25 protein-coding genes are annotated in these 25,416 nt (G+C 72.1%); 15 read left to right on the top strand and 10 right to left on the bottom strand.

Features of this window, described 5'->3' with window-relative positions:
• Positions 1–110: 110 nt before the first annotated feature.
• On the top strand, positions 111–758 hold the full coding sequence (locus tag ACIRR8_RS13880; protein ID WP_404064310.1) for a TetR/AcrR family transcriptional regulator: 648 nt from the start codon (positions 111–113) through the stop codon (positions 756–758).
• A 33-nt stretch (positions 759–791) separates the two neighbouring features.
• On the opposite strand, the gene ACIRR8_RS13875 is transcribed toward ACIRR8_RS13880, so the two are convergent.
• Complete coding sequence (locus ACIRR8_RS13875) at positions 792–2,036, bottom strand: DUF6357 family protein (protein ID WP_404063319.1); 1,245 nt, start codon at positions 2,034–2,036, stop codon at positions 792–794.
• A gap of 334 nt (positions 2,037–2,370) precedes the next feature.
• Between ACIRR8_RS13875 and ACIRR8_RS13870 the strand changes: the two genes are divergently transcribed.
• Both ACIRR8_RS13870 and ACIRR8_RS13865 read left to right on the top strand, forming a co-directional pair.
• Positions 2,371–2,943, top strand: coding sequence for a TetR/AcrR family transcriptional regulator (locus tag ACIRR8_RS13870; RefSeq protein WP_404063317.1), 573 nt, complete (start codon positions 2,371–2,373; stop codon positions 2,941–2,943).
• A gap of 155 nt (positions 2,944–3,098) precedes the next feature.
• Entirely contained in the window at positions 3,099–3,986 is an 888-nt protein-coding gene (locus ACIRR8_RS13865) for an SDR family NAD(P)-dependent oxidoreductase (protein WP_404063313.1), read from the top strand.
• Positions 3,987–4,011: 25 nt separating this feature from the next.
• Here ACIRR8_RS13865 and ACIRR8_RS13860 read toward each other — a convergent pair whose 3' ends face one another.
• The gene (locus tag ACIRR8_RS13860; RefSeq protein ID WP_404063311.1) at positions 4,012–4,986 is read right to left on the bottom strand and encodes a helix-turn-helix transcriptional regulator; all 975 of its coding nucleotides are present in this window, start codon (positions 4,984–4,986) and stop codon (positions 4,012–4,014) included.
• A 138-nt stretch (positions 4,987–5,124) separates the two neighbouring features.
• Here ACIRR8_RS13860 and ACIRR8_RS13855 point away from each other — a divergent pair, with 138 nt between their 5' ends.
• On the top strand, positions 5,125–5,523 hold the full coding sequence (locus tag ACIRR8_RS13855) for a VOC family protein (RefSeq protein WP_404063308.1): 399 nt from the start codon (positions 5,125–5,127) through the stop codon (positions 5,521–5,523).
• A gap of 66 nt (positions 5,524–5,589) precedes the next feature.
• Here ACIRR8_RS13855 and ddaH read toward each other — a convergent pair whose 3' ends face one another.
• Together ddaH and ACIRR8_RS13845 are read right to left on the bottom strand one after the other, a co-directional pair.
• Entirely contained in the window at positions 5,590–6,402 is an 813-nt protein-coding gene (ddaH, locus tag ACIRR8_RS13850; RefSeq protein ID WP_404063305.1) for a dimethylargininase, read from the bottom strand.
• Positions 6,403–6,420: 18 nt separating this feature from the next.
• Positions 6,421–7,365, bottom strand: coding sequence for a methionyl-tRNA formyltransferase (locus tag ACIRR8_RS13845; RefSeq protein WP_404063302.1), 945 nt, complete (start codon positions 7,363–7,365; stop codon positions 6,421–6,423).
• A 213-nt stretch (positions 7,366–7,578) separates the two neighbouring features.
• On the opposite strand from ACIRR8_RS13845, the gene ACIRR8_RS13840 reads away from it, so the two are divergent.
• Entirely contained in the window at positions 7,579–9,162 is a 1,584-nt protein-coding gene (locus ACIRR8_RS13840) for an amidohydrolase (protein WP_404063299.1), read from the top strand.
• Between the two features lie 264 nt (positions 9,163–9,426).
• Positions 9,427–10,599 carry an MraY family glycosyltransferase gene (locus tag ACIRR8_RS13835; RefSeq protein ID WP_404063296.1) on the top strand — a complete coding sequence of 391 codons (1,173 nt, stop codon included), beginning with the start codon at positions 9,427–9,429 and terminating at the stop codon, positions 10,597–10,599.
• Positions 10,600–10,623: 24 nt separating this feature from the next.
• Here ACIRR8_RS13835 and ACIRR8_RS13830 read toward each other — a convergent pair whose 3' ends face one another.
• A complete protein-coding gene (locus ACIRR8_RS13830) occupies positions 10,624–11,511 on the bottom strand; it encodes a glycosyltransferase family 2 protein (protein WP_404063293.1) in 888 nt (295 codons plus the stop codon).
• Between the two features lie 118 nt (positions 11,512–11,629).
• Between ACIRR8_RS13830 and ACIRR8_RS13825 the strand changes: the two genes are divergently transcribed.
• The 3 genes from ACIRR8_RS13825 (at position 11,630) to ACIRR8_RS13815 (ending at position 15,622) form a co-directional block, all read left to right on the top strand.
• Entirely contained in the window at positions 11,630–13,798 is a 2,169-nt protein-coding gene (locus ACIRR8_RS13825) for a hypothetical protein (protein WP_404064307.1), read from the top strand.
• Positions 13,799–13,973: 175 nt separating this feature from the next.
• Positions 13,974–14,936, top strand: a complete 963-nt coding sequence (locus ACIRR8_RS13820; RefSeq protein WP_404063290.1) for a metallophosphoesterase family protein — start codon at positions 13,974–13,976, stop codon at positions 14,934–14,936.
• Positions 14,933–15,622: a 4'-phosphopantetheinyl transferase gene (locus tag ACIRR8_RS13815; protein ID WP_404063288.1), complete on the top strand. Its 690-nt coding sequence runs from the start codon at positions 14,933–14,935 to the stop codon at positions 15,620–15,622. Before ACIRR8_RS13820 ends, ACIRR8_RS13815 begins: the two co-directional genes overlap by 4 nt.
• Before the next feature lie 10 nt (positions 15,623–15,632).
• Here ACIRR8_RS13815 and ACIRR8_RS13810 read toward each other — a convergent pair whose 3' ends face one another.
• Positions 15,633–16,235: a histidine phosphatase family protein gene (locus ACIRR8_RS13810; RefSeq protein WP_404063286.1), complete on the bottom strand. Its 603-nt coding sequence runs from the start codon at positions 16,233–16,235 to the stop codon at positions 15,633–15,635.
• A 265-nt stretch (positions 16,236–16,500) separates the two neighbouring features.
• Between ACIRR8_RS13810 and ACIRR8_RS13805 the strand changes: the two genes are divergently transcribed.
• From ACIRR8_RS13805 to ACIRR8_RS13790, 4 genes are all read left to right on the top strand, one after another.
• Entirely contained in the window at positions 16,501–16,716 is a 216-nt protein-coding gene (locus ACIRR8_RS13805) for a CbtB-domain containing protein (protein WP_015612945.1), read from the top strand.
• 68 nt (positions 16,717–16,784) lie between these two features.
• Positions 16,785–17,549 carry a CbtA family protein gene (locus ACIRR8_RS13800; RefSeq protein ID WP_404063283.1) on the top strand — a complete coding sequence of 255 codons (765 nt, stop codon included), beginning with the start codon at positions 16,785–16,787 and terminating at the stop codon, positions 17,547–17,549.
• A 197-nt stretch (positions 17,550–17,746) separates the two neighbouring features.
• On the top strand, positions 17,747–18,565 hold the full coding sequence (locus ACIRR8_RS13795; RefSeq protein ID WP_404063281.1) for an SDR family oxidoreductase: 819 nt from the start codon (positions 17,747–17,749) through the stop codon (positions 18,563–18,565).
• Positions 18,566–18,598: 33 nt separating this feature from the next.
• The gene (locus ACIRR8_RS13790) at positions 18,599–19,309 is read left to right on the top strand and encodes a TetR/AcrR family transcriptional regulator (protein ID WP_404063278.1); all 711 of its coding nucleotides are present in this window, start codon (positions 18,599–18,601) and stop codon (positions 19,307–19,309) included.
• Between the two features lie 12 nt (positions 19,310–19,321).
• Here the strand turns inward: ACIRR8_RS13790 and ACIRR8_RS13785 are convergent, their stop codons facing one another.
• Both ACIRR8_RS13785 and ACIRR8_RS13780 read right to left on the bottom strand, forming a co-directional pair.
• On the bottom strand, positions 19,322–19,972 hold the full coding sequence (locus ACIRR8_RS13785) for a hypothetical protein (RefSeq protein ID WP_404063275.1): 651 nt from the start codon (positions 19,970–19,972) through the stop codon (positions 19,322–19,324).
• Positions 19,973–20,138: 166 nt separating this feature from the next.
• On the bottom strand, positions 20,139–20,492 hold the full coding sequence (locus ACIRR8_RS13780; protein WP_404063272.1) for a tetratricopeptide repeat protein: 354 nt from the start codon (positions 20,490–20,492) through the stop codon (positions 20,139–20,141).
• A gap of 162 nt (positions 20,493–20,654) precedes the next feature.
• Here ACIRR8_RS13780 and ACIRR8_RS13775 point away from each other — a divergent pair, with 162 nt between their 5' ends.
• A complete protein-coding gene (locus ACIRR8_RS13775) occupies positions 20,655–21,620 on the top strand; it encodes a pirin family protein (RefSeq protein WP_404063270.1) in 966 nt (321 codons plus the stop codon).
• A gap of 609 nt (positions 21,621–22,229) precedes the next feature.
• Positions 22,230–23,138 carry a DUF4394 domain-containing protein gene (locus ACIRR8_RS13770; protein ID WP_404063267.1) on the top strand — a complete coding sequence of 303 codons (909 nt, stop codon included), beginning with the start codon at positions 22,230–22,232 and terminating at the stop codon, positions 23,136–23,138.
• Between the two features lie 433 nt (positions 23,139–23,571).
• On the opposite strand, the gene ACIRR8_RS13765 is transcribed toward ACIRR8_RS13770, so the two are convergent.
• Complete coding sequence (locus ACIRR8_RS13765; protein ID WP_404063264.1) at positions 23,572–24,372, bottom strand: ABC transporter permease; 801 nt, start codon at positions 24,370–24,372, stop codon at positions 23,572–23,574.
• Positions 24,369–25,379 (bottom strand): ATP-binding cassette domain-containing protein, encoded by a 1,011-nt coding sequence (locus ACIRR8_RS13760; protein WP_404063261.1) that lies wholly within the window; start codon positions 25,377–25,379, stop codon positions 24,369–24,371. Before ACIRR8_RS13760 ends, ACIRR8_RS13765 begins: the two co-directional genes overlap by 4 nt.
• Positions 25,380–25,416: the final 37 nt, after the last annotated feature.

Genomic DNA, 25,416 nt, shown 5'->3' with positions numbered 1-25,416 from the left:
ATAAGGTACGATAGAACAGCGTTCGATAGAGATGCAAACGAAGGGCAGAGGCCATGCCGCGCCACCAGAACCGTGGAGCCGCGGGCGGTCGCCGCCGGGCTTCGCACTCGATGGAGTCCGTGCTCACCGAGGCGGTGGCGCTCCTGGATGAGGCGGGTCCTCCGGCGCTGACGTTCCGGGCGCTCGCGCAGCGCCTCGGAGGCGGTGTGGCCAGCATCTACTGGTACGTCGCGAGCAAGGACGAGCTGCTCGACCGCGCCACCGACCACGTCATCGGCGGCGTCCTCGCCGAGATCGAGGCGCTGGAGCCCGGCGAGGACCCGATCGACGACCTGCGCGCGATGTCACTGACGCTGTTCGACGCGATCCTGGTGCGGCCCTGGCTCGGGAACTACTTCATGCGCAACACCGACGTCCAGGGCAACGCCCTGCGCCTGTACGAGAAGCTGGGGCAACCGACGCTCCGGCTGAACCTCACGGCGCGCCAGCGGTTCCACGCCGTCTCGGCCATCACGACGGTCGTCGTCGGCTCCGCGGTCGACCTGGGACAGGAACCGCCCGAGGAGGTTCTCGACGGCGCCGTCGGCCGCGACGAATTCCTCGGCCGCTTCGCCGCGACGTGGCGGGAGCTCGACGCCGACGACCACCCCTTCGTGCACGAGATCGTCGACGAGTTCGACGGGCACGACGACATCGAGCAGTTCCGCGCCGCGCTGGACCTGACGCTGGCGGGGCTGCGCCTCCAGGCCGGCGCCTGAACGCGCCGAACGGCGGCGCGCCGTCGGCCGGGACTATCCGGCGCGGCGCCGTTTGCGCGCGCGCTCGAACTCGGCGACATCCGACATCCAGGGGCCGTGCTGTCCGAGTGCGGCGCAGCCGCCGAGGACGAAGGCGCTCACCAGCTTCCGGTACCCGCCCATCCCCTCGACGAGGCCGTACTCGACCCGATACTCCGGATCCGACCCGCCGCGCCCCTCGCGCACCGTGGTGACCCGGGCGATGGAGTCCGCGTAGAAGTGGAGCTGGATCCCCTCGCCCATCTCCTCGTCCTCGATGGTGAACACCTCGTTGTCGGCGGCGGAGCGCTCGCCGACGAACTCCCAGAACTCCGCGGAGGCGGTACGGGGGCCGCCCCGGGCCCACTTCTTCTCGACGCCCTTGTCGTCGGTGAAGGAGAGGGCCGTCTTCCTCGCGGTCCCGACGGCATCCGCCTCGTCATCCTCCATGGGCGCGTTCCTGGAACGGTCCGCGGCCTCCGAGCACATCAGGAAGCTCACGGTGCGCACCGCGTCATCGGCGAGCCCGGCGTGTACGCGGCGCACGGCGGTCTCCACCGTCGCCGCCATCCGGTCCCAGTCGCGCTTGTCCGTGGCGCGCCTTCCCCGTCGCGGATCCCGGCCGATCCGCATTCCGGCGCACGCCTGCTCGGCGGTGGCGATCACCCGTACGACCTCAGGCAGCAGTGCGGGGTCGACGGCGTCGGGTGTCCGCCTCGGAATCGTCGAGCTGTGCAGGTACTGGCCCGTGTACCGCAGAATCGCGGTGTCGAGCGGACCGAGGACGGTTCCGCGCTCGGCACGGCGGCGGTGCGCGTGGTACTCCTGCGCTCGTTTCATGTCGGACGTCTCGGTCGCCGTGCGCATCGCCGCGCAGACCTGGCCGCGCTCCAGCTGATCGATGCCGGCCCCGTGGGCGATGAGCCGGTCCCTGTCCCACGGGATGCGCCGGAAGAGCGCGTCGACGTCCTCGGGCGCGGAGAGGAGGACCGGGTCCAGGAGCGCGACGGCGGCGTTCTCGTCGAGCCGGCCCCGGGTTCCGGCGGCGTCGCACAGCGGAAGGACCGCACTCCACAGCAGCAGGTGCCTGGCCAGATCCTCCTGGATCACCGTGAGATGGGCCTCCCCGACCGGGAACGTGAAGGTGCGGGGCTCGTGGTTGGCGTCGGCCCCGGCACCCAGCATCAGCTTCAGCTCACCGTCCTCGCGGATCACCTTCGGGATCCAGCCGCCCTGGCGCGTGAAAACGACGTCTCTCATGGGCCCAGTCTTCCCCGGCGGCTGCCGGAGGCGTACCGGGGGGTGGCCCCCTGGGCCTCCGTTCGCGGACTCGTGCTGTGCTCCCGGACGAGCCGCGGGGCCTCGTCGCGGTCCCTGAGGTCCAGCGCGTCGACGAGGTCGCGGTGGAGTGTGCGCCGCTGCGCGACGTACTCGTCCGGGGGCTGGTCGCCGGTGGGCAGGGCGGAGGGCGTGCGGCTCTCGATCAGGTCCAGCAGGTGCGTGCGGGGCGAGCTGAGCAGTGTGTTGAGCCGATCGCGGCGATGGTGACGGGTGCATCGGCGGCCGGGTCGCCGGCTCTGCCTATGCTGTCCCGGTGACACCGAGAGCGGGGCAGGAGAAGGAGCTGAGGGCCGACGCGGCCCGTAATCGCGCCCGCATCCTCCAGGCCGCCCGCGAGCAGGTGGCCGCCGGTGACAACTCCCTTCAGCTCAACGCCGTCGCCCGGCTCGCCGGTGTGGGCGTCGGCACGGTCTACCGGCACTTCCCCAACCGCCACGCGCTGGTCGAGGCGCTGTCGACGGAACGCTTCCGCGAGCTGGTCGACGAGGCGCGGGCCGCTGCCGCTGTCCAGGACCCGCACGCCGGCCTGCGCCGGCTCCTGTGCTTCACGCTCGACCGGATGCTGGACGATCCCGACTTCGCGGCCGTGCTTGAGTCGGCGGGCGAGGCCGACGCGCCGACCTCGGAGATGAAGGCCGAGCTCGACCGGGCGGTCACCGGCCTGCTGGAGGGTGTCCGGCTGACCGGTGCGGTCCGCGGCTCCATCCAGGCGGACGATGTACGCCGCCTGCTCTGCGGGGTCGGACACGCGGTGCGCTCCGGAAGCAGCGAGGCCAGAGACCTCTACCTCGACGTTCTGCTCGAAGGCCTGCGCCCGCCGCGCTGACGGCGGCACACCCGACGAAACCCGCATCCGAGACGGCGAGCAGTCCCTCGGCACCCCGGTCACCCCTCATGCTAAACGGATAGATATCCGTTCGTGGTAGCGTGCGCTCATGAAAACGGATAGTAATCCGTTTGTGCGTGGACGGAGGAGTGCCGATGAACCGGCGGGCAGTGGTGACAGCGGGTACCGGAGGGATCGGCCTGGAGACCGCGAAGGGGCTCGCGCAGCGGGGCTTCGCCGTCACGGTGGTCGGCCGCAACTCCGAGCGCGGCGCTGCGGCGGTCCAGGAGATAGCGGCGGTCGCGACCGGAGGCGCACCGCGCTTCGTGGCGGCCGACCTGGCGTCGCTCGGTCAGGTCCGCGAGCTGGCCGAGCGGTTGGCGGACGAAGGGCCGCTGGGGGTGCTGGTCAACAACGTCGGCGCGATGTTCGCCGACCGGCAGCGGACCGTCGACGGGATCGAGGCGTCGTTCGCCGTGAACCACCTCTCGCCGTACCTGCTGACCGAGCTGCTGCTCGACCGGCTGCGGGCGGACGCGCCGAGCCGGATCGTCAACGTCTCCTCCGCCGCGATCAAGAGCGCCAAGCGCACCTTCGACACCGTGGAACCCCCGGGCGGCTACTACGGTTTCCACTGGTACGGCCGGGCCAAGCTCGCCAACCTCGCCTACACCGTGCACCTGGCCGAGCGCCTCCAGGGCTCCGGGGTGGCGGTCTTCGCGGCCGACCCCGGCGGCGCCGCCACCGACATGACGGACGGCACGATGACCTCACCGAAGATCGTCTCCCCGCCGCTGCGCCTGCTGTGGCCGCTGGTCCGCCGCGCCTTCGCACGCGGCACCTCCGGACCCGCTTCCATGGCCGCCCGGTCGTCCCTCTTCGCCGCCACGGACGCCTCGCTCGACGGGAGAACCGGCCTGCTCATCGGCTCCGAGGCCAAGCCCGTACGGCTCTTCCGCGGCGCCGACGACCCCCGGTCCATCGAGAACGTTCTCCGGTTCAGCCGTGAGCTGGCGCCCCTGCACGGCCCGCACCACCCGTGAGTACGCCGGTGGACGGCCCGGTCGTTCAGGAGGGCGCTCCGTAGCGCGAGGCGACCGCGGTGGCGCGTTCACACAGCGCGGTACGCAGCCACCGCGGTTCCAGGGCCTCCGCGTCGGTGGCGAGCTCCCACAGCGCCCACTCGGCGTGCCGCGCGTCCTGGAAGGTCACCTCCAGCCGCAGCCGGCCGTCCGCTTCGGCCTCCTCTGCGAGGACGGCCACCGCCGTACCCGCCAACTCCTCCCGCCGCGCCGCCTCCACCCGTACCAGCGCGGTGACCTGGTCGCCGCCGGCCCGGAACCGTACGCCGCGCTCCTGCCAGGCCCGGTCCAGATCGACCCGGTCCGGCCGTTGCGCGGGCTCGGTCAGCTCCTCGGCCGCCAGGATCCGGGAGAGCCGGTACGTACGGTCCTCGCCGGACCGCGTCGCCAGCAGGTACCCGTGGTCCCGGACGGTGACCAGGCCGATCGGGTCCACGGTGCGCCACCGCGCGGCCCGGTCCACCGCCGCGTACCGGATGCGCAGCTTGTGCCCGGTGAGCACCGCGCGCCGGACCTCGGCCGCCACCGGGGCCGGTACCTCATCGGTGACGAGCCGGCGCGAGAGCAGGTCGGTCTCGGGGTCGATGAGGAGCCGTTCGGCCACATCGGCCGCGGTGTCCCGGTGGCCCGCGGGCAGCGCGTCGACCACCTTGAGCATCGCCGAGGCGAGCGCCGAGCCGAGACCGAACGCCTGCGCGCCGCGCCGCGATCCGGCGACCAGCAGAGCGAGCGCCTCGTCGTGGTTGAGCCCGGTGAGCTCGGTCCGGAACCCGGGCAGCAGCGCGAAACCGCCGTGCCGCCCGCGCTCGGCATGGACCGGAACGCCGGCCGCGGACAGCGCCTCGATGTCGCGCAGCACCGTGCGCGGCGACACCTCCAGCTCGCGGGCGAGCGCGGTCGCGGAGAGCCGGCCGCGCTGGCGCAGCAGCAGGACCAGGGAGACCAGCCGATCGGCACGCATCCGAAAACCCTAGAGGAATACATGACATGAGGTGTCATGAATCGCTGCGAGGCTCAAGGCGTTCCGACCGACGACAGGTCACGCACGCAGGGGCCGCCGGGGTGTCCGGCAGGTCCCGCACACTTGAAGGAGCAGCGGATGGGGTCCCGACTCAACCCGTACATCGGATTCAACGGGAACGCGCGTCAGGCGATGACGTTCTACAAGGAAGTCTTCGGCGGCGAGCTGGAGTTGGGCACAGTGGCCGATTTCGGTTCACCGGACTCGCCCCGCGCCGACAAGGTCATGCACGCCCGGCTCGACACGCCGGACGGCTACACGCTGATGGCCTGGGACGTGCCGGACGGGATGCCGCACCACGCGGGCGGCGATGTGGCGCTCTACCTCGGTGGTGACGGCGCCGAACTCCGCGGACACTTCGACAGCCTGTCCGTCGGCGGCACGGTGACCATGCCGCTGGAGAAGCAGACGTGGGGTGACGAGGCGGGCGCGCTCGTGGACCGGTTCGGCATCACCTGGATGGTCAACATCCGTTAGGCGAGGGCCGCCCCGACGCCGGCGTCCCGGTCGACGACCGGGACGCCGGCGTCCGGAAGCGGTGGATCAGCGCGCCGGCCGGAGCTCCAGTGTGCAGCACTTCACGCTGCCGCCCGCCTTGAGGAGTTCGGAGAGGTCCACGCCGACCGGGCGGAAGCCGCGGTCACGGAGCTGGTCGGCGAGAGCGGTGGCGTTCTGCGGCAGGACCACGTTCAGCCCGTCCGATGTGGCGTTGAGCCCGAACACCGCCGCGTCCTCCGCCGACGCGATCACGGCGTCCGGGAAGAGCCGCCGCAGCACCGCGAGGCTGCCGGGCGAGAAGGCGCCCGGATAGTAGGCGACCGTCTTCTCGTCGAGCACCGCGAGAGCGGTGTCCAGGTGGTAGTAGTCGGGGTCCACCAGCGTCAGCCCGATCACCGGGCGGCCGAAGAACTCCTGGGCCTCGTCGTGGGAACGGGGATCGCTGCGGAACCCCGTACCGGCGAGCAGCAGATCCCCCACGAGGAGATAGTCGCCCTCGCCCTCGTTCACGACGCTCGCGGTGCGCGGCTCCGGGAAGCCGTTGTCGCGCAGCCAGTCGCGGTACGCCGGACCCTCGGCGATCCGTTCGGCGTCGCGGAAGCGGGCCACCAGGGCGCGCCCGTCGACGACGGTGGCGCCGTTGGCGGCGAAGACCATGTCGGGGAGGCCGCGGACGGGTTCGATGGTGTCGACGGTGTGCCCGAGGCTCTGGTAGACCTCGCGTAGTCGCTCCCACTGGGCGATGGCCAGCGGAGTGTCGACAGGCTTCTTCGGGTCCATCCACGGGTTGATGGAGTAGACCACGTCGAAGTAGGTGGGCCGGCACATGAGGTAGTGCCGGGCACGTGCGGTACGCATGGGTGTGGGTCCCGATCGTCAGGGGCGGCCGGTGAGATAGCCGCCCATCGAGGTGAAGTACTCGGTCGCGGGAAGTTCCCGGCCGTCCTCGGTCCGTACGCGGGTGATGGCCAGACCGTGGTTGCGGCCGGTTCGGGCATCGGCTCCGGCGACGATCACGACGCCGTCGCCCTCGCGGTAGAAGATCCGGCCCGGGGTTCCGCCGTAGCGGCTCTCGGACACGACAGCGGAGACGACTTCGAGCCGCTGCCCCTTGTGGAAGGTGAAGGCGCTCGGGTACGGGGCGGACTGGGCGCGGATCAGGCGCTCCAGGTCCTCCGCCGGCCAGTTCCAGTCGATACGGATGTCCTCCTCGGCCCGCTTGTGGAAGAAGCTGGCCTTCGAGCGGTCCTGCGGGGTGAACTCGGTCCGCCCCGAGGCGATCAGGCCCAGCGCCTCGGTGGTGACCGGGGCGATGAGGTCGACCGTACGGTGGAAGAGGTCGGTGGTGGTGTCCGTCGGACCGACGGCTACCGAACGCTGGACGACGATGTCTCCCGCGTCCAGCTCCTCGTCCATGAGGTGAGCGGTGACGCCGACCTCCGGCTCCCCGTTGATGAGCGCCCAGATCAGCGGCGAGAAGCCCGCGTAGGCGGGCAGCAGGGAGTCGTGGATGTTGAGCGTGCCGTGGACCGGCAGGTTGTAGATCTCCGGCGGCATCCACGTCCGCCAGTTGTTGGCGACGATGATGTCCGGGGCCACCTCCTTGAGACGCTCCACCAGGTCACCGTCCGGCCGGTTGCGGATGATCACGGGGATCCCGTGCTTCTCCGCCAGGTCGGCCACCGAGTCGCTCCAGATCTTCTCGTAGGCGTGCTCGCTCTTCGGGTGTGTCACGACGGTCACCACGTCGTGCTCGGAGTCCAGCAGCGCTTGCAGGGTGCGGTGCCCCCAGGTCTGGTAACCGAACATGACGACCCGCATGGAGGTGCCTCCTTGGAAGAGCGATGACCGGCGACTCAGTAAAGCAAGGCTTACCTAAGAGCACAACGCCCCATGATTCACGGCGGGGTTGAGAGGCCAGGACGGCCGGAATCGCACCCTCACGTCGACAGGTGGGGGTCGGCGGGTTAGCTTGGCCCGGCCCGCTCTCCGGCCGCGCGCCGTGGGTCCGACCGCGACGGGGAGGGACCTCCCATGCTCTGTACGAGGCTGACGAACGCCCGCTTCCTCACGCTCGACCCGCGCCGTCCGGTCGCTCATGACCTCGGTATCTGGCGCGGCCGGATCGTCGGCGTGGACGAGGCGGTGACCTCGCTCCCGGCCCGCGAGGTGGTCGACCTCCAGGGCGCCACCGTGCTGCCCGGCTTCATCGACAGCCATGTCCACCTGGCCTGGGCCGGGTTGAAGGCCCGTACGCCGAGCATCGCCCCGTGCGAGCGGATCGACGACATCCTCGCCGCCGTCGACGAGGCCGCCCGCCGTCCCGCACCTCCCGGCGCCTGGCTGGATGTCGCCGGTTACGACCAGCGGGCGCTGGGCCGCCATCTGACCGCCGCCGAGCTGGACCGGGTCAGCCACGGCCGCAAGGTCCTCCTGATGCACGACTCCGGACACGCCTGCGTCGTCAACACCGCCGTCCTGGAGCTGCTGCCGGCCGAGGTGGAGCACGAGGAGGGCTTCCTGGCCGAGAGTGCCATGACCGCCGCCCGCCGGCTGCGCCTGCCCTACTCCCAGGAGGAGCTGGCCGACGCGATCGAGCACGCCGCCCGGGGCTGCCTCGCCGAGGGGATCACGGCCTGCGCCGAGGCGGGCGTCGGCGGCGGGCTGCTGGGCCACAGCCCCGTCGAACTCGGCGCCTACCAACTCCTCCGCGACCGGGGCCGACTGCCTCTGCGCGTCCAGCTCATGGCATCCGGCGACACCCTCCGTACCCGCGCGGCCCACGCCGACGACGGCTTCACCCAGGGGCTGGACCTCGGGCTGCGCACCGGATTCGGCGACGACTGGCTCTCGCTGGGCGCACTGAAGATCTACACCGACGGCGGCATGATGGCGCGCACGGCCGCGCTCACCTCCCCGTACGAAGGAACGGACGGCGGCACCGGCCGGTTCCAGGACGATCCCGAGCGGCTCACGCGCCTCATCATCGACGGCCACCTCGCCGGCTGGCAGCTCGCGATCCACGCGATCGGGGACCGCGCCGCCGACCTCGCGCTCGACGCCTTGGAGCGGGCCCAGAAGCGGAAGCCCCGGCCGGACGCGCGCCATCGCATCGAACACGCCGGGCTGATCCGCCCCGACCAGCTGCCCCGCTTCGCCGCGCTCGGCGTGAGCGCGGTGGTCCAGCCCAACTTCCTGCGGTACTTCGGCGACGACTACGCGACGGTGATGGGGGAGCGGCGGGCCGGCTGGATGTACCGGGGCCGGGGCTTCCTGGACCACGGCGTCACCCTCGTCGGCTCCTCCGACCGGCCGGTCACCGACGGTTCGCCGCTGCGCGCCATCCAGTTCATGGCCGAACGGACCTCCCTCTCCGGCCGGCTCATCGGCGGCGACGAGGCTATCGGTGTCGCGGAGGCCGTACGGGCCTACACCGTCGCCGGCGCCCACGCCTGCCGCTGGGACGAGGTGGCCGGCACCCTCTCGCCGGGCAGGCGAGCCGACTTGGTGGTCCTCGGCGACGACCCGCACCGGGTGGACGTCGGACGGATCGGTGACATCGAGATCGTGACGACGTACGTGGACGGGCGGGACACCCGGGAGACCGCCGGGACCTGAGAGGCCCGGGTGCCAGGCCCCGCCGCCTTCGTCAGAGGATCTCCGGCAGAGGCGATCCTCGCCAGGAGATCTGGGAATCACCTCCTTTTTCGTGTTATTCAGGGTGAATAGGGACATCGGCCCCGTAGGTTGGGGAGAACCGCCACTCGACTGGCGTCCCACGTCACCCCGACACCGCAACCGGACGAGCGCCGGGCCACCGTGTTCCACCGGTCGCCCGGCGCCCCGCGCGCCGCTGTTCACGAACGAGGAAAGGCAGGACAGGTGAACGTGCTTGGGATCATCGCCTCCGGTCTGGCCGCGCTGTTCATCACGGTCGCACTCGCCAAGGGTGTCCGCCGTACGGCGCTCCGCTCCGGCGCCGGCCGCGCGCCGGACGGGCGCCCCTCGCGCGCCGGGGTGGTACGGAGACTGGGCGGCGCGACGGTCGTCCTCGGTGTCGGTGCGGCTGCCGCCGCCGGCACGGCACTCGGCGCGGCGGACGGCTCCGGACGGGCCGTCACCGGACTGCTGGCCGGGGCCGGGACCGTCGCCGTGCTGGGGCTCGTCCACGATGTGCGGCCGCTCGGGGTGCCGGTGCGGATGGTGGTCCAGGCGGCCGCCGCCACGCTCGCCGTCTGCCTCGCCGGCCTGTCGCCTGTGGCAGGCGTCCTGGCCGTGGTCGGGATCGTCGCCGTCACCCAGGCCTTCGCGCTGCTCGACACCTCCGACGGAGCCCTGGCGGCCGTCGGCGTGGTCACCGCCGCCGGGCTGCTCACCTGCGCCGCCGTCGACGGCCGGTCCGGCCTCGCCCTGCCGCCCGCCGTCCTCCTGGCGGGGCTCATCGGCTTCCTCCTCCACAACTGGCACCCCGCGCGCATCCGCCCCGGCGCCTCCGCCTCCCTCTTCACCGGCTTCGTCCTCGCCACTTCCGGCGCGCTCATCCACGTGGCGGCCCCACCGGAGCGTGCCGCCTGGGCCGCGCTGCCCGTCCTCGCGACCGTCGCCCTCGCCGACACCGCGCTCGTCCTGATCTCCCGCCGCCGCGCCTCGCGCCCGCTGCTCCAGGACTGCGGCGACCACATCGCGCACCGGCTGCGCCGGATCCGGGTCACCGTGCCCGGCACGGCCGTGCTCCTCGGCCTGTGGGCGGGCGTGGCGGTGGTGATCGGCACGCTGGTGTACGCGGGCGTGCTGCACCCCGCGCTCGCCCTCGTACCGCCGGTCTGCAGCGCGCCGGCCGTCCTCGCCCTGCTGAGGATCCCGGCGTACACCGCTCCGCCCAGGCCCGCCGCCCGCCGCCCGGCCACCGGCACGACGGCACCGACCGCACCAGCCGCGCCGGCCGGCACCTCACCAGCGACCGCCGCACCGGCCAGGACGACCGCCGGCCGCCCCACCGTGCCCCCGCCGCCCACCGGTCGCCCTGCCGTCGGCGTCACCGCCGACCAGAGCTGACCCGAACACGCCCACCCGCGCCCCTCACGCCCGCCACCGGCCGAGCGCGGCCCGGGCCGCCGTCCGCGCGTACGGGGACACCATCAGGAACGGCGCCCACGGCCAGGTGTGGCGCAGGCAGTACACCCACCACTGGCGCGGCGGCAGCTCCGTCACGGAGGTCACCCGGCGCAGCGCCTCCCGCACCCCGATCCCCGGCTCCCTGGAGCCGGGGACGCCCGGGCCCTCTGCGCACACACCGACGGCCCGGGGCGCGACGACGGCGGGTACCCCGGCCCGCCGGGCGCGGAACCCGTGGTCGTAGTCGCCCATCCGGTGACGGAACACCTTGTCGACGTCCCCGACCAGGTCGTACGCGGCCCGCGAGAGCAGCACCACCCGGCCGTCGTACGTGTCGCACGGCTCGGGCCGCTCCCCGCCCGGCTCCACCAGTGCGAGCGACCGGCCGCGCCGTCCCGAGTACACCGTGACGCCGTCCGCACCCCGCACCGCACCCACGACGACCGCCCCGGACCCGATGGCGTCCGCCGCGCCCAGGAGCTGGACCAAGGCGTCCGGGAACAGCTCGACCCGGTCGTCGAGCCAGAGCTGATGCGTCCACCGGTGGCTCGGGCCGCCCGGCCGGCCGCGGTGCGACCCACCTCCTCCGCCGCCGCTGCGGCTGTTGCGGCTGGCGATGCGCATCGCCTGGTTGCGGGAGACATCGGCGCCCACCGTCATGACCTCGACGGTCGGATGGAGGAGCCGGACGGCCTGCGGAGTGCCGTCGGTGGAGCCCGCGTCCACCAGGTGCACACCCATCGTGGCGTGGGCCGGGAGGCCCTGCTGGTTCGCCAGGGCGCTCAGCGCCGACAGGGTCCTGGCGCGCCGGTTGTGACTCGTCATCAGCACGGCCAGGTGGACGGAGTGCACGGCGGAGCTCCTCACTGCACGAATCTCATCATTCATGCATGAAAGCTGATAATCCGCATAGGCTGAGTGGGTGAGCGCCGCACCGATGGAGTACCCCTTTCCCCCGGAGCCCGGTCCTATGGCCCCGGACCGGACCCGCCGGGCGGTGCGCGCGGTGGCGCTCGTGCTGGCCGCGCTGAGCGTGCTGACGGTGGCGCTCACCTCGACGGTCCGCGCCACCGTCCTGTCGCCGGACTACTACCGGTCCGTCCTGGACGAGGAGTCGGCGTACGACCGGCTCTACAGCGAGGTGCTCGTCGACCCGGCGATCGCTCCCGTCACCCGTGACCTCCTCGCCCATCTGCCGGTGCCCGAGGCGCTCGTGACCTCCAACATCAAGGTCGTCCTGCCACCGGAGACGGTCCGCTCGCTCACCGACCAGCAGATCCTCGCGCTCACCGGCTACCTGCGCGGCGACACCGACGAACTGCGGCTCGCCGTCGACATCGACCCGGTGCTCGCCAACCTGGCCGACCTCGCCCGGATCTACTTCGGTGATCTGGTCGCCGGCCTCCAGGGCCAGGAGGAGCCGGACTTCGCCCGGTTCACCGACGACCTCGCCACCTCCCTCGAAGCTCTCAGACAAGGCCGCGCGCCCACCCTGCCCACCCTGCCGCTCACCGACGACCAGGCCGCCCGCGCCACCGACGCCCTGCTGAGGCTGGTGCCGGAGCTGGACCGGACCCAGCTGCGCCCGGAACTCGAAGTGGCCCTGGGGCGGGGTGACGTATCGTCCGCGCTGGCCACAACCGCGGCCGCCGCACTGGCCGACGGGTCACGCACCGCGGCCGCCGACCTGCGCACCACGCTCCAGGGCGGTACGTGGGACCTCACCGCGACCCTCGCCGCCGCGGGCAACGACCTGGACGCCCTGGAACAGGCGCGCGAACGGGTCCAGTGGCTGACCTACCTCCAGATCCTGGCCACCGTGCTGGCCCTGGCGTCCCTCGCCACGCTCTGGGCCACCGGCTCCGGCGTCCCGGCCCGGCGGCTGATGCGGCTGGGCCAGGCCATCGCCTGCGGCGGAATCCTCGCGGCGGCGGCCGTCCTGCTCACCCGGCCGGCCACCGGAGGCCGCTTCCTCGCCACCGAACCCTCCTGGCCGCCGAGCGTCACCGCCCTGGCCGAGGACCTCCAGCGCAACGCCGTGGACCAGGTGGTGACCACCGGACTGACCGCCGCGCTCACCGCCCTCGTCGGCGGAACCCTCCTCACCGCCGCCGGCTGGGCCTTCCTCGTGCGCCCGCGCACGCTCCCGGCGCCCACCGCCGTGCGCGGTGTGGCAGCGGGCGTCACCTGCGCCGCGCTGGCGGGCGCGCTGCTGGTCCCGCCCGTACTGGGCCCGTCCGCGCCCCGCCGTTGCCAGGGCAGCTCCGAACTCTGCGAGCTCCGCTACGACGAGGTCGCCCACCTCACGGCCCACAACGCCATGTCCACCACCGCCGACCGGTTCATCGGCCCCCTCCAGGACCCCGACATCACGACCCAGCTCGACACCGGCGTCCGGGCGCTCATGCTGGACACGTACCACTGGGAGACCCCGCAGGACATCGCCGCCCGGCTGGACAACCCCGAGTTCACGCCGGAGCAGCGCCGGCTCATCTCCTCCGCCGTCGACAAGGCCAACCCGCCGCGCGAAGGCCTCTGGCTCTGCCACAGCGTCTGCCGGGCCGGCGCGATCGAACTGACCCCTACCCTGAAGGACATCGGCGACTGGGTCCGCGCCCACCCCACCGAGATCGTGACGCTGATCGTCCAGGACGACATCGGCGCCGAGGAGACCGCGGAGGCGTTTGGCCGGGCCGGGCTCGACGACCTGCTCCACACTCCCTCCGAGGACCCCGGCGAACCGTGGCCGACGCTGGGGGAGATGACCGACAGCGGCCGGCGGCTGGTGGTGTTCGCCGAGAAGGCGGACGGCCCGGCGCCCTGGTACCGCAACTTCTACCGGTACGGGATGGAGACCCCGTTCGCCTTCCGCAGCCCCGCCGAGATGAGCTGCGAACCGAACCGCGGCGACACCGGCAAACGCCTCTTCCTGCTCAACCACTTCGTCACCGACGGAGGCGGCAGCAGGCTGGACGCGGGCCGGATCAACTCCCGTGACTGGCTGCTGGAGCGGGCCCGGAACTGCGAGGCGGAACGAGGCAGTCCGGTCAACTTCGTCGCCGTCGACTACACGACCGTCGGTGACGCGCTCGGAGCGGTGGAGGAGTTGAACGACCACCGTGCGCAGAAGCGCCGGTGACGTGGCGTCAGCAGGTCGGGCAACGGGGTTCCGGGGGAACTCCGGGGCTGGTGCCGGAGGCACATGAGACGAACTCCGGGGCGGGTGTCAGAGGCACATGAGAGGCTACGTCTCCAGCGGCCCGCACTTGCGGACGGAGCCGCACGACGGCCGACAGAACGGGGAACCAGCGCACATGACCGCTCCGAGCGATCCCGCACCGCCCGGTGCCCCCGCGCCCGTCCCGTCGCCCGGCGCCGCGGCCTCCTCGGGAGGGCCCGGACGGCTGCTGGCCGTGAGCGACCTCCACGCGGCGGTCACCGACAACCGGCCCATCGTGGAGTCCCTCCGCCCCACCTCCGACGCCGACTGGCTCATCGTCGCGGGCGATGTGGCGGAGCGCCCGGACGACATACGGTGGGCGCTCGGCCTCCTCGCCGAGCGTTTCGCCAAGGTGATCTGGACGCCCGGCAACCACGAGCTGTGGACCCTGGACAAGGACCCGGTCCAACTGCGCGGCCAGGGCCGGTACGAGCACCTCGTCGAGCTCTGCCGCGAGCTCGGCGTGATCACGCCCGAGGACCCGTACCCGCTGTGGCCGGGCCCGGAGGGGCCGGTGGCCATCGCGCCGATGTTCCTCCTGTACGACTACACCTTCCGCGCCCCGGGGACGCACACGAAGGAGGAGTCGCTGGCCGTCGCCCACGAGTCCGGCATCGTCTGCAACGACGAGTACCTCCTCGACCCCGACCCGTATCCGACCCGGGACGACTGGTGCCGGGCCCGGGTCGCGGAGACAGAGCGCAGACTCGCCGCGCACGACCCGGAGATCCCGCTGGTCCTGGCCGGGCACTGGCCGCTGGTCCGCGAGCCCACGGACGTGATGTGGTACCCGGAGTTCGCCCAGTGGTGCGGCACCGTGCTCACCGCCGACTGGCACCGCCGGTTCAACGTCGCGGCCGTCGTCTACGGGCACCTCCACATCCCCCGTACGACCTGGTACGACGGTGTGCGCTTCGAGGAGGTCTCGATCGGCTACCCGAGGGAGTGGCGCGAGCGGGGCCATCCGCGCGGCCTCCTGCGCCAGATCCTCCCGTACGAGCGGGAGTCCGCATCCTCGGCCCCTACCGGCAACACCACCTCCGGAGGTTCCCTGTGATCGAGCGGATGCTGCCCGGTGACGTCTCCTGCGCCGCGACGCGCGAGGAGATCGTGGCGGACGGAGTCCTGTTCCCCGAGGAGGAGGAGCTGATCGCCCGGAGCGTGACGAAACGCCGCAACGACTTCGCGACCGCGCGGGCCTGCGCACGGCGGGCCATGCGCCCGCTCGGCCTGGAACCCGTCGCCGTACTCCACGGCAAGCGGGGGATGCCCCTGTGGCCCGACGGGATCGTCGGCAGCATCACGCACTGCGACGGATACCGGGCGGCGGCGCTGGCGCGCGCGGCGGACGTGCTGTCGCTGGGGGTCGACGCCGAGCCGCACGCTCCGCTGCCGGAAGGCGTGGGGGAGCTGGTGGTGCGTCCCTCGGAGCGCGAACGGTTCGCGGAGAAAGCCGGGGAGGCGGGAGGCGTCCACTGGGACCGGCTGCTGTTCAGCGCCAAGGAGAGCGTCTTCAAGACCTGGTATCCGCTGACCCTGACCGAGCTGGACTTCGACGAGGCGGACCTGACGTTCCACCGGGAGGACGACCTGGCGGGCGGCGGCGCGGCGGGCGGCACCTTCACCGCCCGGCTGCTGCGCACCGATCCGGCCGTGCCGCCGGTGCTGGACGGGACATGGCGGGTGGAGGACGGCATCGTCGCCACGGCGGTGCTGCTGCGGCCGGACTGGAAGGATTCCTGAGGAGCGGCTCTCAGGATCCCTCAGGTGCGGCGAGCGGCCGTCCCAGCCGGACGTTCCACCGGCCCGACCGGCCGCTCAGCTCGGTGAGGACCAGAGGCGCGACGTCCAGCCGCCAGAACGCCTCCACCGGCAGGACGAGAGCGTGCACGACGGCGGCCCGTACGACGGCGGGCTCGGCGACCGCGAGGACCCTCGCCGGCTCCCGGTCGCCGGCCCCGTCCCGGTCGCCCGCCCCGTCCAGCCAGCCGCCCACCCGCTCCGCCAGCGCCCGCAGCGACTCGCCCCCGTGCGGAGCCGCCGAGGGGTCGCCGATCCAGGCAGCCACCGCGTCAGGTTCGGCGGCGCCCACCTCGTCGAGCCGCCGGCCGCTCCAGCGCCCGAGGTCCCAGCCGCTGAGCGCCTGTTCGGTGCGGGCGGTGAGACCGAGCGCGGCGGCCGTCCCGAGGCACCGCCCGGAAGGGCCGCTCAGCACCGTGCCGGACGTCGGCACGGCGGCCGCCGCCGCCCGCGCACTCCGCTCACCGGCCCGGTCCAGCGGGGCGTCACCGTCGAAGCGGGCCTCCCGGAGCGCCGCGTTCATCGCCGGTGAGACCAACATCACCCGTACTGTCATGTTCCTGCCTCAAATCGTTCGGTGAAGACCCCAACGCCCTTGAACAGTGGGCGATTCGGGGCCCGAAGCTCCGCAGATTGCACCATGGCGGTGCCTGCGTACAGGCGGTATGGTCACGTCGAACTTGACGAGGGTGTGACGGAAGTCCGGTGAGAATCCGGCACGGTCGCGCCACTGTGTACCCGTACCTGTGCGGGAAGTCAGACCCAGCACCTTCGTCCGATGCACCACGACAGGGACGCGTGTTCCCACAGGAGGTTCCGCCATGGCGCAGTCCGCCGCTCCCGCAACCGGCGCACCCGCGATCACCCCGATCTCGGCGAAGGCCATCGCCCCCTGGGCCGTCTTCGTCGGCATCCTGGCGCTCGTGCTGCTGTACTTCGTCGGCGCCGAACAGGGTGCCACCGCCCTGATCTCGGGCGAAGGCGTCCACGAATGGGTCCACGACGGCCGTCACCTGCTCGGGTTCCCCTGCCACTGAGCCGCCTGCGGTATCCCGCAGGCGCGTGGTCAAGGAATCCAGGGAACCAGGAAAACAGGGAACGCCTCGTGAACTCCATATCTGTCAGAGCTCTGCTCGTGCGCGGCATGATCGCGGGCGTGATCGCGGGTGCGCTGGCGCTCGCCGTCGCGTACTTCCTCGGCGAGTCCCAGGTGGACGCCGCCATCGCGCTCGAAGAGGCGCACAGCCATGCCGACCACGGTGGTGGTGAGGAGGAGGAACTGGTCAGCCGCACCATGCAGGCGACCGGCGGCCTCGCCACCGCACTCCTGGTCTTCGGCGTCGCGGCGGGCGGGATCGCCGCGCTCGTCTTCGCGTACGCGCTGGGCCGCATCGGCGCCTTCGGCCCGCGCGCCACGGCCGCGCTGATCGCGGGAGCGGCCCTGCTCACCGTCTACATCGTGCCGTTCCTGAAGTACCCGGCCAACCCGCCGGCCGTCGGCAACCCCGACACCATCGGGCAGCGCACCACCCTGTTCTTCCTGATGGTCGCCCTCAGCGTGCTGCTGGCCGTCGCCGCCGTGATCATCGGCAAGCGGCTCGCCCCGAGCCTGGGCAACTGGAACGCGTCCATCGCGGCTGCCGCCGGCTTCGTCCTGGTGATCGGCCTCGCCTACGCCTTCCTGCCCTCGTTCGACGAGGTCGGCAAGGACTTCCCGGGCACGCTGCTCTGGAAGTTCCGGCTCTCCACGCTCGCCGTCCAGACCGCGTTCTGGACCGGCTTCGGCCTGATCTTCGGCTACCTCACCGAGCGGCTGCTGGTCTCCGCGAACGGCACCGACGCGCCGCGCGTGGCGACGCCCGTGGGCTGACCGTCCACGCTTCCGTCCTGTACAGAACCCGCCGGGGTGCCTCCGGCGGGTTCTGTCGTCTCCGGGTCCGGTGGAGGGGACAGCACGGCTACGGGTACGGGGGCCAGCTGGGGTAGCGGCGCTAACGTGGTGATGTTAGCGTTGATTTCAACGGGATCCACGGAACCGCCGCGACCCCTGTCGCCAGGAGTGATGTCATGACCGAACGGACCGAGACCCATACCCAGTCGGATGCCCGGCCGAAGGCCCGGTCCGAGTTCGAGCCCGAGGCCGTGTCCACCGCCGGCACGTCCCGCCGGGTGGCCGTGGTCACCGGCGGATCCCGGGGCATCGGCCGGGAGAGCGCCCAGCGGCTCGCCGCCGACGGCCTCGCGGTCGTCGTCACCTACGCGGGCAACCGGGCAGAGGCGGAGGCGGCCGTCGCGGCCATCACCGCGGCGGGCGGCCAGGCGATGGCGCACCAGGCGGATGTGGCCGACGAGGCCGCCGTCGCCGGACTCTTCGACGCCGCCGAGGAGGCGTACGGAGGTGTCGACGTGGTCGTGCACGCGGCTGGCGTGATGGCGCTCGCGCCGCTGGCCGAGCTTGACCTCGGCGAACTCGACCGGATGTACCGCACCAACATCCGCGGCACCTTCGTCGTCGACCAGCAGGCCGCGCGGAGGGTGCGTGCCGGCGGGGCCGTCATCAATTTCTCCAGCTCCGTGCTGTCGCTGGCCCTCCCCGGCTACACGGCCTACGCCGCCACCAAGGGGGCCGTCGAGGCGATGACCCTGATCCTCGCCCGTGAGCTGCGCGGCCGGGACATCACGGTCAACGCCGTCGCCCCCGGACCGACCGCCACCGCCCTCTTCCTGGACGGCAAGGACGAGGAGACCGTCGCGCGGATGGCCGCCCAGCCTCCGCTGGAGCGGCTCGGCACGCCGCAGGACATAGCCGAGGTGGTCTCCTTCCTCGCCGGCCCGGCCCGCTGGGTCAACGGCCAGGTCCTGCGCGCCAACGGCGGCATCGTCTGAGGGGCCGGGGCCCGCCTTGATAGCGTCCTCGCGATGAGTACGACGAACACACGGACCCGCATCCTCCAGGTGGCCGCCGAGCTGGTCGGCGAGTCGCCGGACGGTGACATCTCCACGCGCGCCGTGTGCGAGGCGGCCCAGGTCGGAGCCCCCGCGCTCTACCGCCACTTCGGGGACAAGGAAGGCCTCCTGTCGGCCGTCGTCGACCACGGCTTCGAGCGCTATCTCGCGACGAAACGGCAGCGCGACGAGAGCACGGACCCGGTGGAGGACCTGCGCCGCGGCTGGGACACCCATGTCGAATTCGCCGTCCGCAACCCGAACCTCTACCGCCTGATGAACTCACCGGCGATGCGGACGCCTCCCGCCGCGGCGCTGGAGTCGCACCGCATCCTGACCCGCGACCTGGAACGGGCCGCCGCCCAGGGCCGGATAAGGGTCGCGCCCGAGCTGGCCGCCCAGATGGTCATGTCGGCCAATGTGGGGGTGGCGCTGATGCTGGTCGCCCGCCCCGCGACCTTCGACGACGCCGACCTGTCCCGCCGGGTGCGCGACGCGGTGCACACCTCGATCCTCACCCCCGACGCGGCACCGGGCGCGCCGGAGAAGGCCGAAGTCCCCTCGGCCGCAGCCAGGTTGAGCGCTCTGCTGCGCCAGGCGCAGGGTTCGGGGCTCAGCACCGCCGAGGCGGCGCTGATGAAGGAGTGGCTCGACCGGGTGGCGAACACCGGCCCGGCGGACTGACTTCGCACGCCGTCAGGAGGAGCTGGGGGAGGAGGCGTCGCGCTCGCGCAGGCCGTCCTCCATGAGGCGGGCGGTGGTCTCGACGATGCCGGCAAGGTCGTCGCGTACGTCGTGCTGCTTGCTGCCGTACGGGCCGTACGCGGTCACCGAGAGGAGCAGGTCGCCGTTCCGCAGCACGAGAGTGCGGCCGGGGCGGCCCTGGTCATCGGTCGGTGTCGCGTACGCGGCGTCGTGCACCCGCTCCGGCCCGCGCCCGTGCGCCCGGTCGAGGTCCTCCTTGACGCGGTAGGCGTGACGGGCGGGTTCGGCGTCCTCGTACACGGTGGCGGTCGCGCCGAGCGTCCACGACGCCCCGTCAGGGCCCGTGAGGCCGGCCAGGCAGCCCGTCTGCCGGTAGCGGGGCCGGCTGCCGTTCTCGCCGATGTCCTCCCGGATGTCCGGGTCGGCGGAATCGGTGGTCGAGCCGACGGCGAACCCTTCGGCGAGCCGCGCGCCCGTGAGCAGTGCGCACGGGCGGCCGGTCCAGCTGTGCACCCCGGGTGAGCGGGCGGCGGACGTGCCCGAGGCCCCGGCTCCGGTCCGGCCGCTCCCGGAGCAGCCGGACACGGTCGACGCCGCAGCCACCGCCACCGCCACCGCCGCGATCAGCGCGGCCGCCCGCACCCGTCCTAACTCCGCACCCCTGGATCCGCGCATCCCCCGCCCCTTCGTCCCGAAAGGCTCATTATCGGTTGCTCGTACCAGTGGGTAAAGGAGGACAGGGCCGCTCCGGATCGGCGCGGCCCCGTCGTCGGACGCGTCGTCGTGCGCATCCTCCTGCGGGCCGAGGTCAGCTCTCCCGGGGCCCGAAGTCGCCGTCGAACGCGGCGGCCATCCGCAGCTGCGTCGCCGCCTCGGCCCGCCGCCCCTGGCGCTCCAGCGTCCGGCCGAGCATGAGGCGCGCGTAGCTCTCGACCGGGTCGAGCTCCAGGACCGCGCGCAGCTGCTCCTCGGCCCGGCCGAGCCGGGCGGAGTGGTAGAAGGAGCGGGCCAGCAGCAGCCGCGGCGCGACCTGCTCCGGCGCCTCCTCGACGAGCCCGCCGAGGATCCGGGCGGCCGTGAGGTACTCCTTGGCCTCGAAGAACATCTGCGCCCGGTCCCACCGGTCGGCGGCCGTGCCGAACTCGTAGTAGGTGTCGTTCACGTGTCCTCCTCGTCATCGTGCGGGCCACGAGCCCGGTGCCGATCCGCCGGGCCTCCCGCCATCCGTTCAGCCAGCACAACACCGCATAATGGTTGAACATTCCACTAAAACTTTGGCGTGGATGCCGACGCTCCATGCCCGTACGGGAATAGGTTGAGCGCCATGAGCAATCTCGATCGCCAGGCCACTCCCTCCGTCTGCGGAGGGCGCGGCTTCGTCGTCGCCGAGCCGGTCCGTGAACTCCTGAATCCGCGCCGCGTACCGCTCGGCGAGTCCACCGAGGTGCGCCGCCTGCTGCCCAACCTGGGCCGCCGCATGGTCGGCGCGTGGGCGTTCGTCGACCACTACGGGCCGGATGACATCGCGGACGAGCCCGGTATGCAGGTGCCACCGCACCCGCACATGGGCCTGCAGACCGTCAGCTGGCTCCACGACGGTGAGGTCCTGCACCGCGACAGCCTGGGCAGCCTGCAGACCGTACGCCCCCGCGAACTCGGCCTGATGACCTCGGGCCGCGCCATCAGCCACTCCGAGGAGAGTCCGAAGCCGCACGCCAGGTTCCTCCACGGGGCCCAGCTCTGGGTGGCCCTCCCCGACGCCCACCGCAACGTCGAGCCGCACTTCCAGCACCACACGGATCTCCCCACCGTGACCGCCCCCGGCCTCACCGCCACCGTGATCCTCGGCGAACTGGACGGCGCGGCCTCACCCGGCACGGCCTACACCCCGCTCGTCGGCGCCGACCTCACCCTGACCGGGGGCGCCGAGACCCGCCTCCCCCTGGACCCGGACTTCGAGTACGCGGTCCTGTCGATGTCCGGAGAGGCCGAGGTCGACGGCGTACCGGTCCTGCCCGGCTCGATGCTCTACCTCGGCTGCGGCCGCACCGGACTACCGCTGCGCGCCCTGTCCGACGCGGGGCTGATGCTCCTGGGCGGCGAGCCGTTCGAGGAGGAGATCGTGATGTTCTGGAACTTCATCGCCCGGTCCGGTGAGGAGATCGTCCAGGCGCGAAAGGACTGGGAGGAGGGCTCGCGGTTCGGTGAGGTGCGCGGCTACGACGGCGCCCGCCTGCCCGCCCCGGAGCTTCCCGCCACTCCGCTGAAGCCCCGCGGTCGACTGCGCTGACCTGGGGAGACCTGAAGAACGGTCAGTCGCGCTCCCACCGGCCGCCGCCGTGACGGGCCCCCGGGTCCACGGCCTGCCCTGCGGCCGAGGTCCGGAGGTCTGCGGGATGTGACGGAAGGTGCACCGAGTCTCGTGTTCAAGGTTGTGCGTCAGGGTTCATTCGGATCGGTGCTGACGGAGTGAACCCTTCCGAGTGGCTTGTGAGTCTGCTGTCCGACGGTGACTCCGGGCCTGAGCTGGTAGCGGCCAGGTTGAGGCCGACGCCTCACCGTGCCTGCCGCGGCCTGATCCGCAGTCGCACGCCGAGAGCGCCGTAGCCCGGGAAGCAGCTGTGCCAGGTGGAAGCTGCCCGCCCGGCGAGCGCCGAGGCCATCACTCGCCGGGGTGGTGTCGGTATTCCGTACGTCGCGCAGTCCTGGCCTCCGCGCACAGGGCGGAGGCGGCAACGGGCATGCCCGGCATGGTGGTTCTACCCGGCTCCGGACCTCGACAGGGCTCTCGTGTGGCCGCGGGCCGGATGGTCCTGCGCGGCGGGCGGCTCGGGTGCGCGCGTGGTCTCGTCGCTGGTGACTCCCGATGGCCGGGAGCCCCACCTCGTAGGAGATACGCATGCGTGCAGCAGTTGTCACCGTCGCTCTTGTTGCGGCGGTGTCCTCGGTCATCCCGGCTTCGGCCGGGGTGTGGGCCGCCGCCCCGTCATCCGACCGGACCTCCCAGGAGAGTTCGGGACCAGGGGAGGCCGGGCAGCGGGCGGCCGCGGACGGTGACCTGACGGTCATCGGACTGACCAGCGGTCAGCGACTGGTGGAGTTCCGTACCGGCGAGCCCGCCAGGCTGTGGCAGCTGGGCAAGGTCAGCGGCCTCAAGAAGGACACCAAACTGGTCGGCATCGACTTCCGGGTGCAGGAGGGAAAACTGTATGGAGTCGGTGACAAGGGCGGCCTCTACACCCTGAACACCCGCAACGCCAAGGCTGCCAAAGTGTCGCAGCTGACCGTCGCCCTGGCAGGCACGTACTTCGGGGTCGACTTCAACCCGGCTGCGAACCGACTGCGTGTCATCAGCGACACGGGCCAGAACCTGCGTCACAACATCGACGACCCGGCCGCCCCGCGCACCACGACCGTCGACACCCCGCTCACCAACCCGACGACGCCCCCGTCGACGGCGAAGGGGGTGACCGGTGCGGCATACACGAACAACGACCTCAACGCCGAGACCGCGACGTCCCTCTTCGACATCGACACGACGAACGACCGTGTCTCGCTCCAGTCGCCCGCCAACTCCGGCACCCTCGCCCCCACCGGGAACCTCGGCGTCAACGCCGGTCCGAACGCCGGATTCGACATCTACTTCTCCCACCGGACCCGGACCAACCACGGCTTCGCGGCACTCAGCGTCAACGGCGCCTACCGCTTCTACGACATCAACATCCTCACCGGACAAGCGGTGGGCGTCGGCGCCTTCCCCAAGGACCACCAGGTCACCGACGTGGCCCTGCCGCTGAACCAGAGCTGAGGCGCTCGCACCGTCGGCCGGGAGGGGGGACCGCTGCTGTGGGGTGTCCCAGGAGTGGCACCCCACAGCAGCCGCTCCTCACGTTCCGTCACCGCAAGGAACTGGCGTGGCGGACCTTCGAGCCACCACACAGCGAGGATTCGCCACCGGACGGATGGTGGATTGGTTTCCGAGTGGATCTCCCACCGGTCGGACTGTTCGCCCTTGCCCGGATACCGGGCTCCGCCCCCTCGACACCGCCGGTGCGGCATGCCTGTACCAGGTCGACGTACCCACCGGGGCCGCCCGCGACCTCGGCGGCTTCTCCTGGCGGCGGCAGGTCACCGCGCCGTCCAGGATCTGGTTCCGCGAACATCGCGGCCCGATGACACCCGGCGTAGGCCCACTCCTGTAGCGGATGACCTCGATGTGGGCGCCGAGAGTCCCGTGCGACTCATCCGAGCGTGATGCGTCGGAAGCGGATCAGCGCGAGGAGCATGAACGCGCCGGTGATGACGATCGCGGAGGCCACGGCGTAGGGGAGTGCGTGCACGACGGGCCAGGCGTTGCTTGTGGGCAGGCCGGCCGGGGGCGGGTTGCCGAAGAGTCCGCGGACCGCGGTGGCCGTGGCCGAGACCGGGTTCCACTCCGCCACGGTGCGCAGCGGGCCGGGCATGGTGTGCGGGGAGACGAACGCCGCGGAGACGAAGGTGACGGGGAAGAGCCAGATCAGCCCCGCACTCTGGGCGACCTCGACGCTGCGGGCCATCAGCCCGATCGCGGCGCCCACCCAGGACATGGCGAAGGCGAAGAGCAGGATCAGCAGGTAGGCCGCGAGCGCGTCGGTGGGTGAGGCGCTGATGCGCCAGCCGACCAGCAGGCCGCACAGGGAGGTGACGACCAGGGTCACCGCGCTCATGGTCAGGTCGGACAGAGTCCGGCCGAGGAGCACGGCCATGGCGGGCATGGGGAGGGAGCGGAAGCGGTCCACGATGCCCTTGTCCATGTCGTTGGCCAGGCCCAGAGCGGTGAAGGCGGAGTTGAAGGTGACGGCCTGGGCGAAGATGCCGCCCATGAGGAAGATCCGGTACTCGGCTCCGCCGAGGCTGCCGCCGAAGACGTAGGCGAGCAGCAGGACGAACATCACCGGCTGCACAAGTGCCGCGATGACCGACCCGGGGGTCCGGCGCAGGTTCAGCAGGTTGCGCCAGGCGATGATGGAGGAGTCGCGGCCCAGCCGCTGGACCGCTGTCATCGCGCACCTCCCCCGACGGCCGCGACGCCGTCGGGGGCCGTTGCCTCGTCCGGCGCGATGGGATGGCCGGTGAGGGAAAGGAACACATCGTCCAGGGTCGGCGGTGCCAACCCCACGTCCTGGACGGTGATTCCGGCCAGCCGAAGGCAGCTCAGGGCGTACTCCAGACTCCGCGCGCCGTGGTCGGTGGCGACGGTCAGGCGTCCGGTGCGCCGGTCCAGGTCGGGGAGATGGTCGCCGAGCGTGGCCAGGATCTCCGTGGCGGTGCTGCGATGCCGTGGTTCCGCGACGGTGAGGGAGAGTCGCTCGCCGCCCACCCGCGCCTTGAGCTGGGCGGCGGAACCACGGGCCACCACGGTGCCGCTCTCGATGACGACGATGGCATCGGCCAACTGGTCCGCTTCCTCCAGGTACTGGGTGGTGAGCAGCACGGTGGTGCCTTCGGCGACGAGGTTCCTGACGGCCTGCCAGGTGTCTGCCCGCCCTCGCGGGTCGAGCCCGGTCGTGGGCTCGTCCAGCACCACCACGGGCGGTCGTGCCACGAGGGCGCCGGCCAGGTCGAGACGTCTGCGCATCCCTCCGGAGTACGTCTTGCTCGGCAGGTCGGCCGCGTCCTCCAGATCGAAGTCGCTGAGCAGCTGACCGGCCCTGCGGCGGGCGGCATGCCGCCCGAACCCGTAGAGCCGCGCGACCAGGTAGAGGTTCTCCCGACCCGAGAGCTTCTCGTCGACCGCGGCGTACTGCCCCGAAAGACCGAGGTCACGGCGTACGGCCTCGGGGGCGGCGAGGACGTCGTGACCGGCCATCCAGGCACGGCCGCCGTCCGGCCGCAGCAGCGTGGACAGGACTCTCACCGTGGTGGTCTTGCCCGCGCCGTTCGGGCCGAGGACCCCCAGTACGGTGCCGGGAGCCGCTTCCAGGTCCACACCGTTCAGCGCCTGCTTCTTCCCGAAGCGCTTGGTGAGTCCTTCGGCCCGTATGGCCGGGCGGGTCGGAGGGGAGGTCATGGACGCCTCTCGTAGGTGAGTGCACGGCACGGGTGCC

This window comes from Streptomyces sp. NPDC101178 (assembly GCF_044767965.1).
Taxonomy (GTDB): domain Bacteria; phylum Actinomycetota; class Actinomycetes; order Streptomycetales; family Streptomycetaceae; genus Streptomyces.
This window is presented reverse-complemented; position numbering and strand designations above follow the sequence as displayed.

Coding starts and splice junctions, on each gene's coding strand:
- ACIRR8_RS13855 (WP_404063308.1), top strand. CDS start 5,125: ATGGGGTCCCGACTCAACCCGTACATCGGATTCAACGGGAACGCGCGT.
- ACIRR8_RS13825 (WP_404064307.1), top strand. CDS start 11,630: ATGGCCCCGGACCGGACCCGCCGGGCGGTGCGCGCGGTGGCGCTCGTG.
- ACIRR8_RS13840 (WP_404063299.1), top strand. CDS start 7,579: ATGCTCTGTACGAGGCTGACGAACGCCCGCTTCCTCACGCTCGACCCG.
- ACIRR8_RS13805 (WP_015612945.1), top strand. CDS start 16,501: ATGGCGCAGTCCGCCGCTCCCGCAACCGGCGCACCCGCGATCACCCCG.
- ACIRR8_RS13795 (WP_404063281.1), top strand. CDS start 17,747: ATGACCGAACGGACCGAGACCCATACCCAGTCGGATGCCCGGCCGAAG.
- ACIRR8_RS13760 (WP_404063261.1), bottom strand. CDS start 25,379: ATGACCTCCCCTCCGACCCGCCCGGCCATACGGGCCGAAGGACTCACC.
- ACIRR8_RS13765 (WP_404063264.1), bottom strand. CDS start 24,372: ATGACAGCGGTCCAGCGGCTGGGCCGCGACTCCTCCATCATCGCCTGG.
- ACIRR8_RS13775 (WP_404063270.1), top strand. CDS start 20,655: ATGAGCAATCTCGATCGCCAGGCCACTCCCTCCGTCTGCGGAGGGCGC.
- ACIRR8_RS13845 (WP_404063302.1), bottom strand. CDS start 7,365: ATGCGGGTCGTCATGTTCGGTTACCAGACCTGGGGGCACCGCACCCTG.
- ACIRR8_RS13810 (WP_404063286.1), bottom strand. CDS start 16,235: ATGACAGTACGGGTGATGTTGGTCTCACCGGCGATGAACGCGGCGCTC.
- ACIRR8_RS13860 (WP_404063311.1), bottom strand. CDS start 4,986: ATGCGTGCCGATCGGCTGGTCTCCCTGGTCCTGCTGCTGCGCCAGCGC.
- ACIRR8_RS13875 (WP_404063319.1), bottom strand. CDS start 2,036: ATGAGAGACGTCGTTTTCACGCGCCAGGGCGGCTGGATCCCGAAGGTG.
- ddaH (WP_404063305.1), bottom strand. CDS start 6,402: ATGCGTACCGCACGTGCCCGGCACTACCTCATGTGCCGGCCCACCTAC.
- ACIRR8_RS13865 (WP_404063313.1), top strand. CDS start 3,099: ATGAACCGGCGGGCAGTGGTGACAGCGGGTACCGGAGGGATCGGCCTG.
- ACIRR8_RS13790 (WP_404063278.1), top strand. CDS start 18,599: ATGAGTACGACGAACACACGGACCCGCATCCTCCAGGTGGCCGCCGAG.
- ACIRR8_RS13770 (WP_404063267.1), top strand. CDS start 22,230: ATGCGTGCAGCAGTTGTCACCGTCGCTCTTGTTGCGGCGGTGTCCTCG.
- ACIRR8_RS13820 (WP_404063290.1), top strand. CDS start 13,974: ATGACCGCTCCGAGCGATCCCGCACCGCCCGGTGCCCCCGCGCCCGTC.
- ACIRR8_RS13880 (WP_404064310.1), top strand. CDS start 111: ATGGAGTCCGTGCTCACCGAGGCGGTGGCGCTCCTGGATGAGGCGGGT.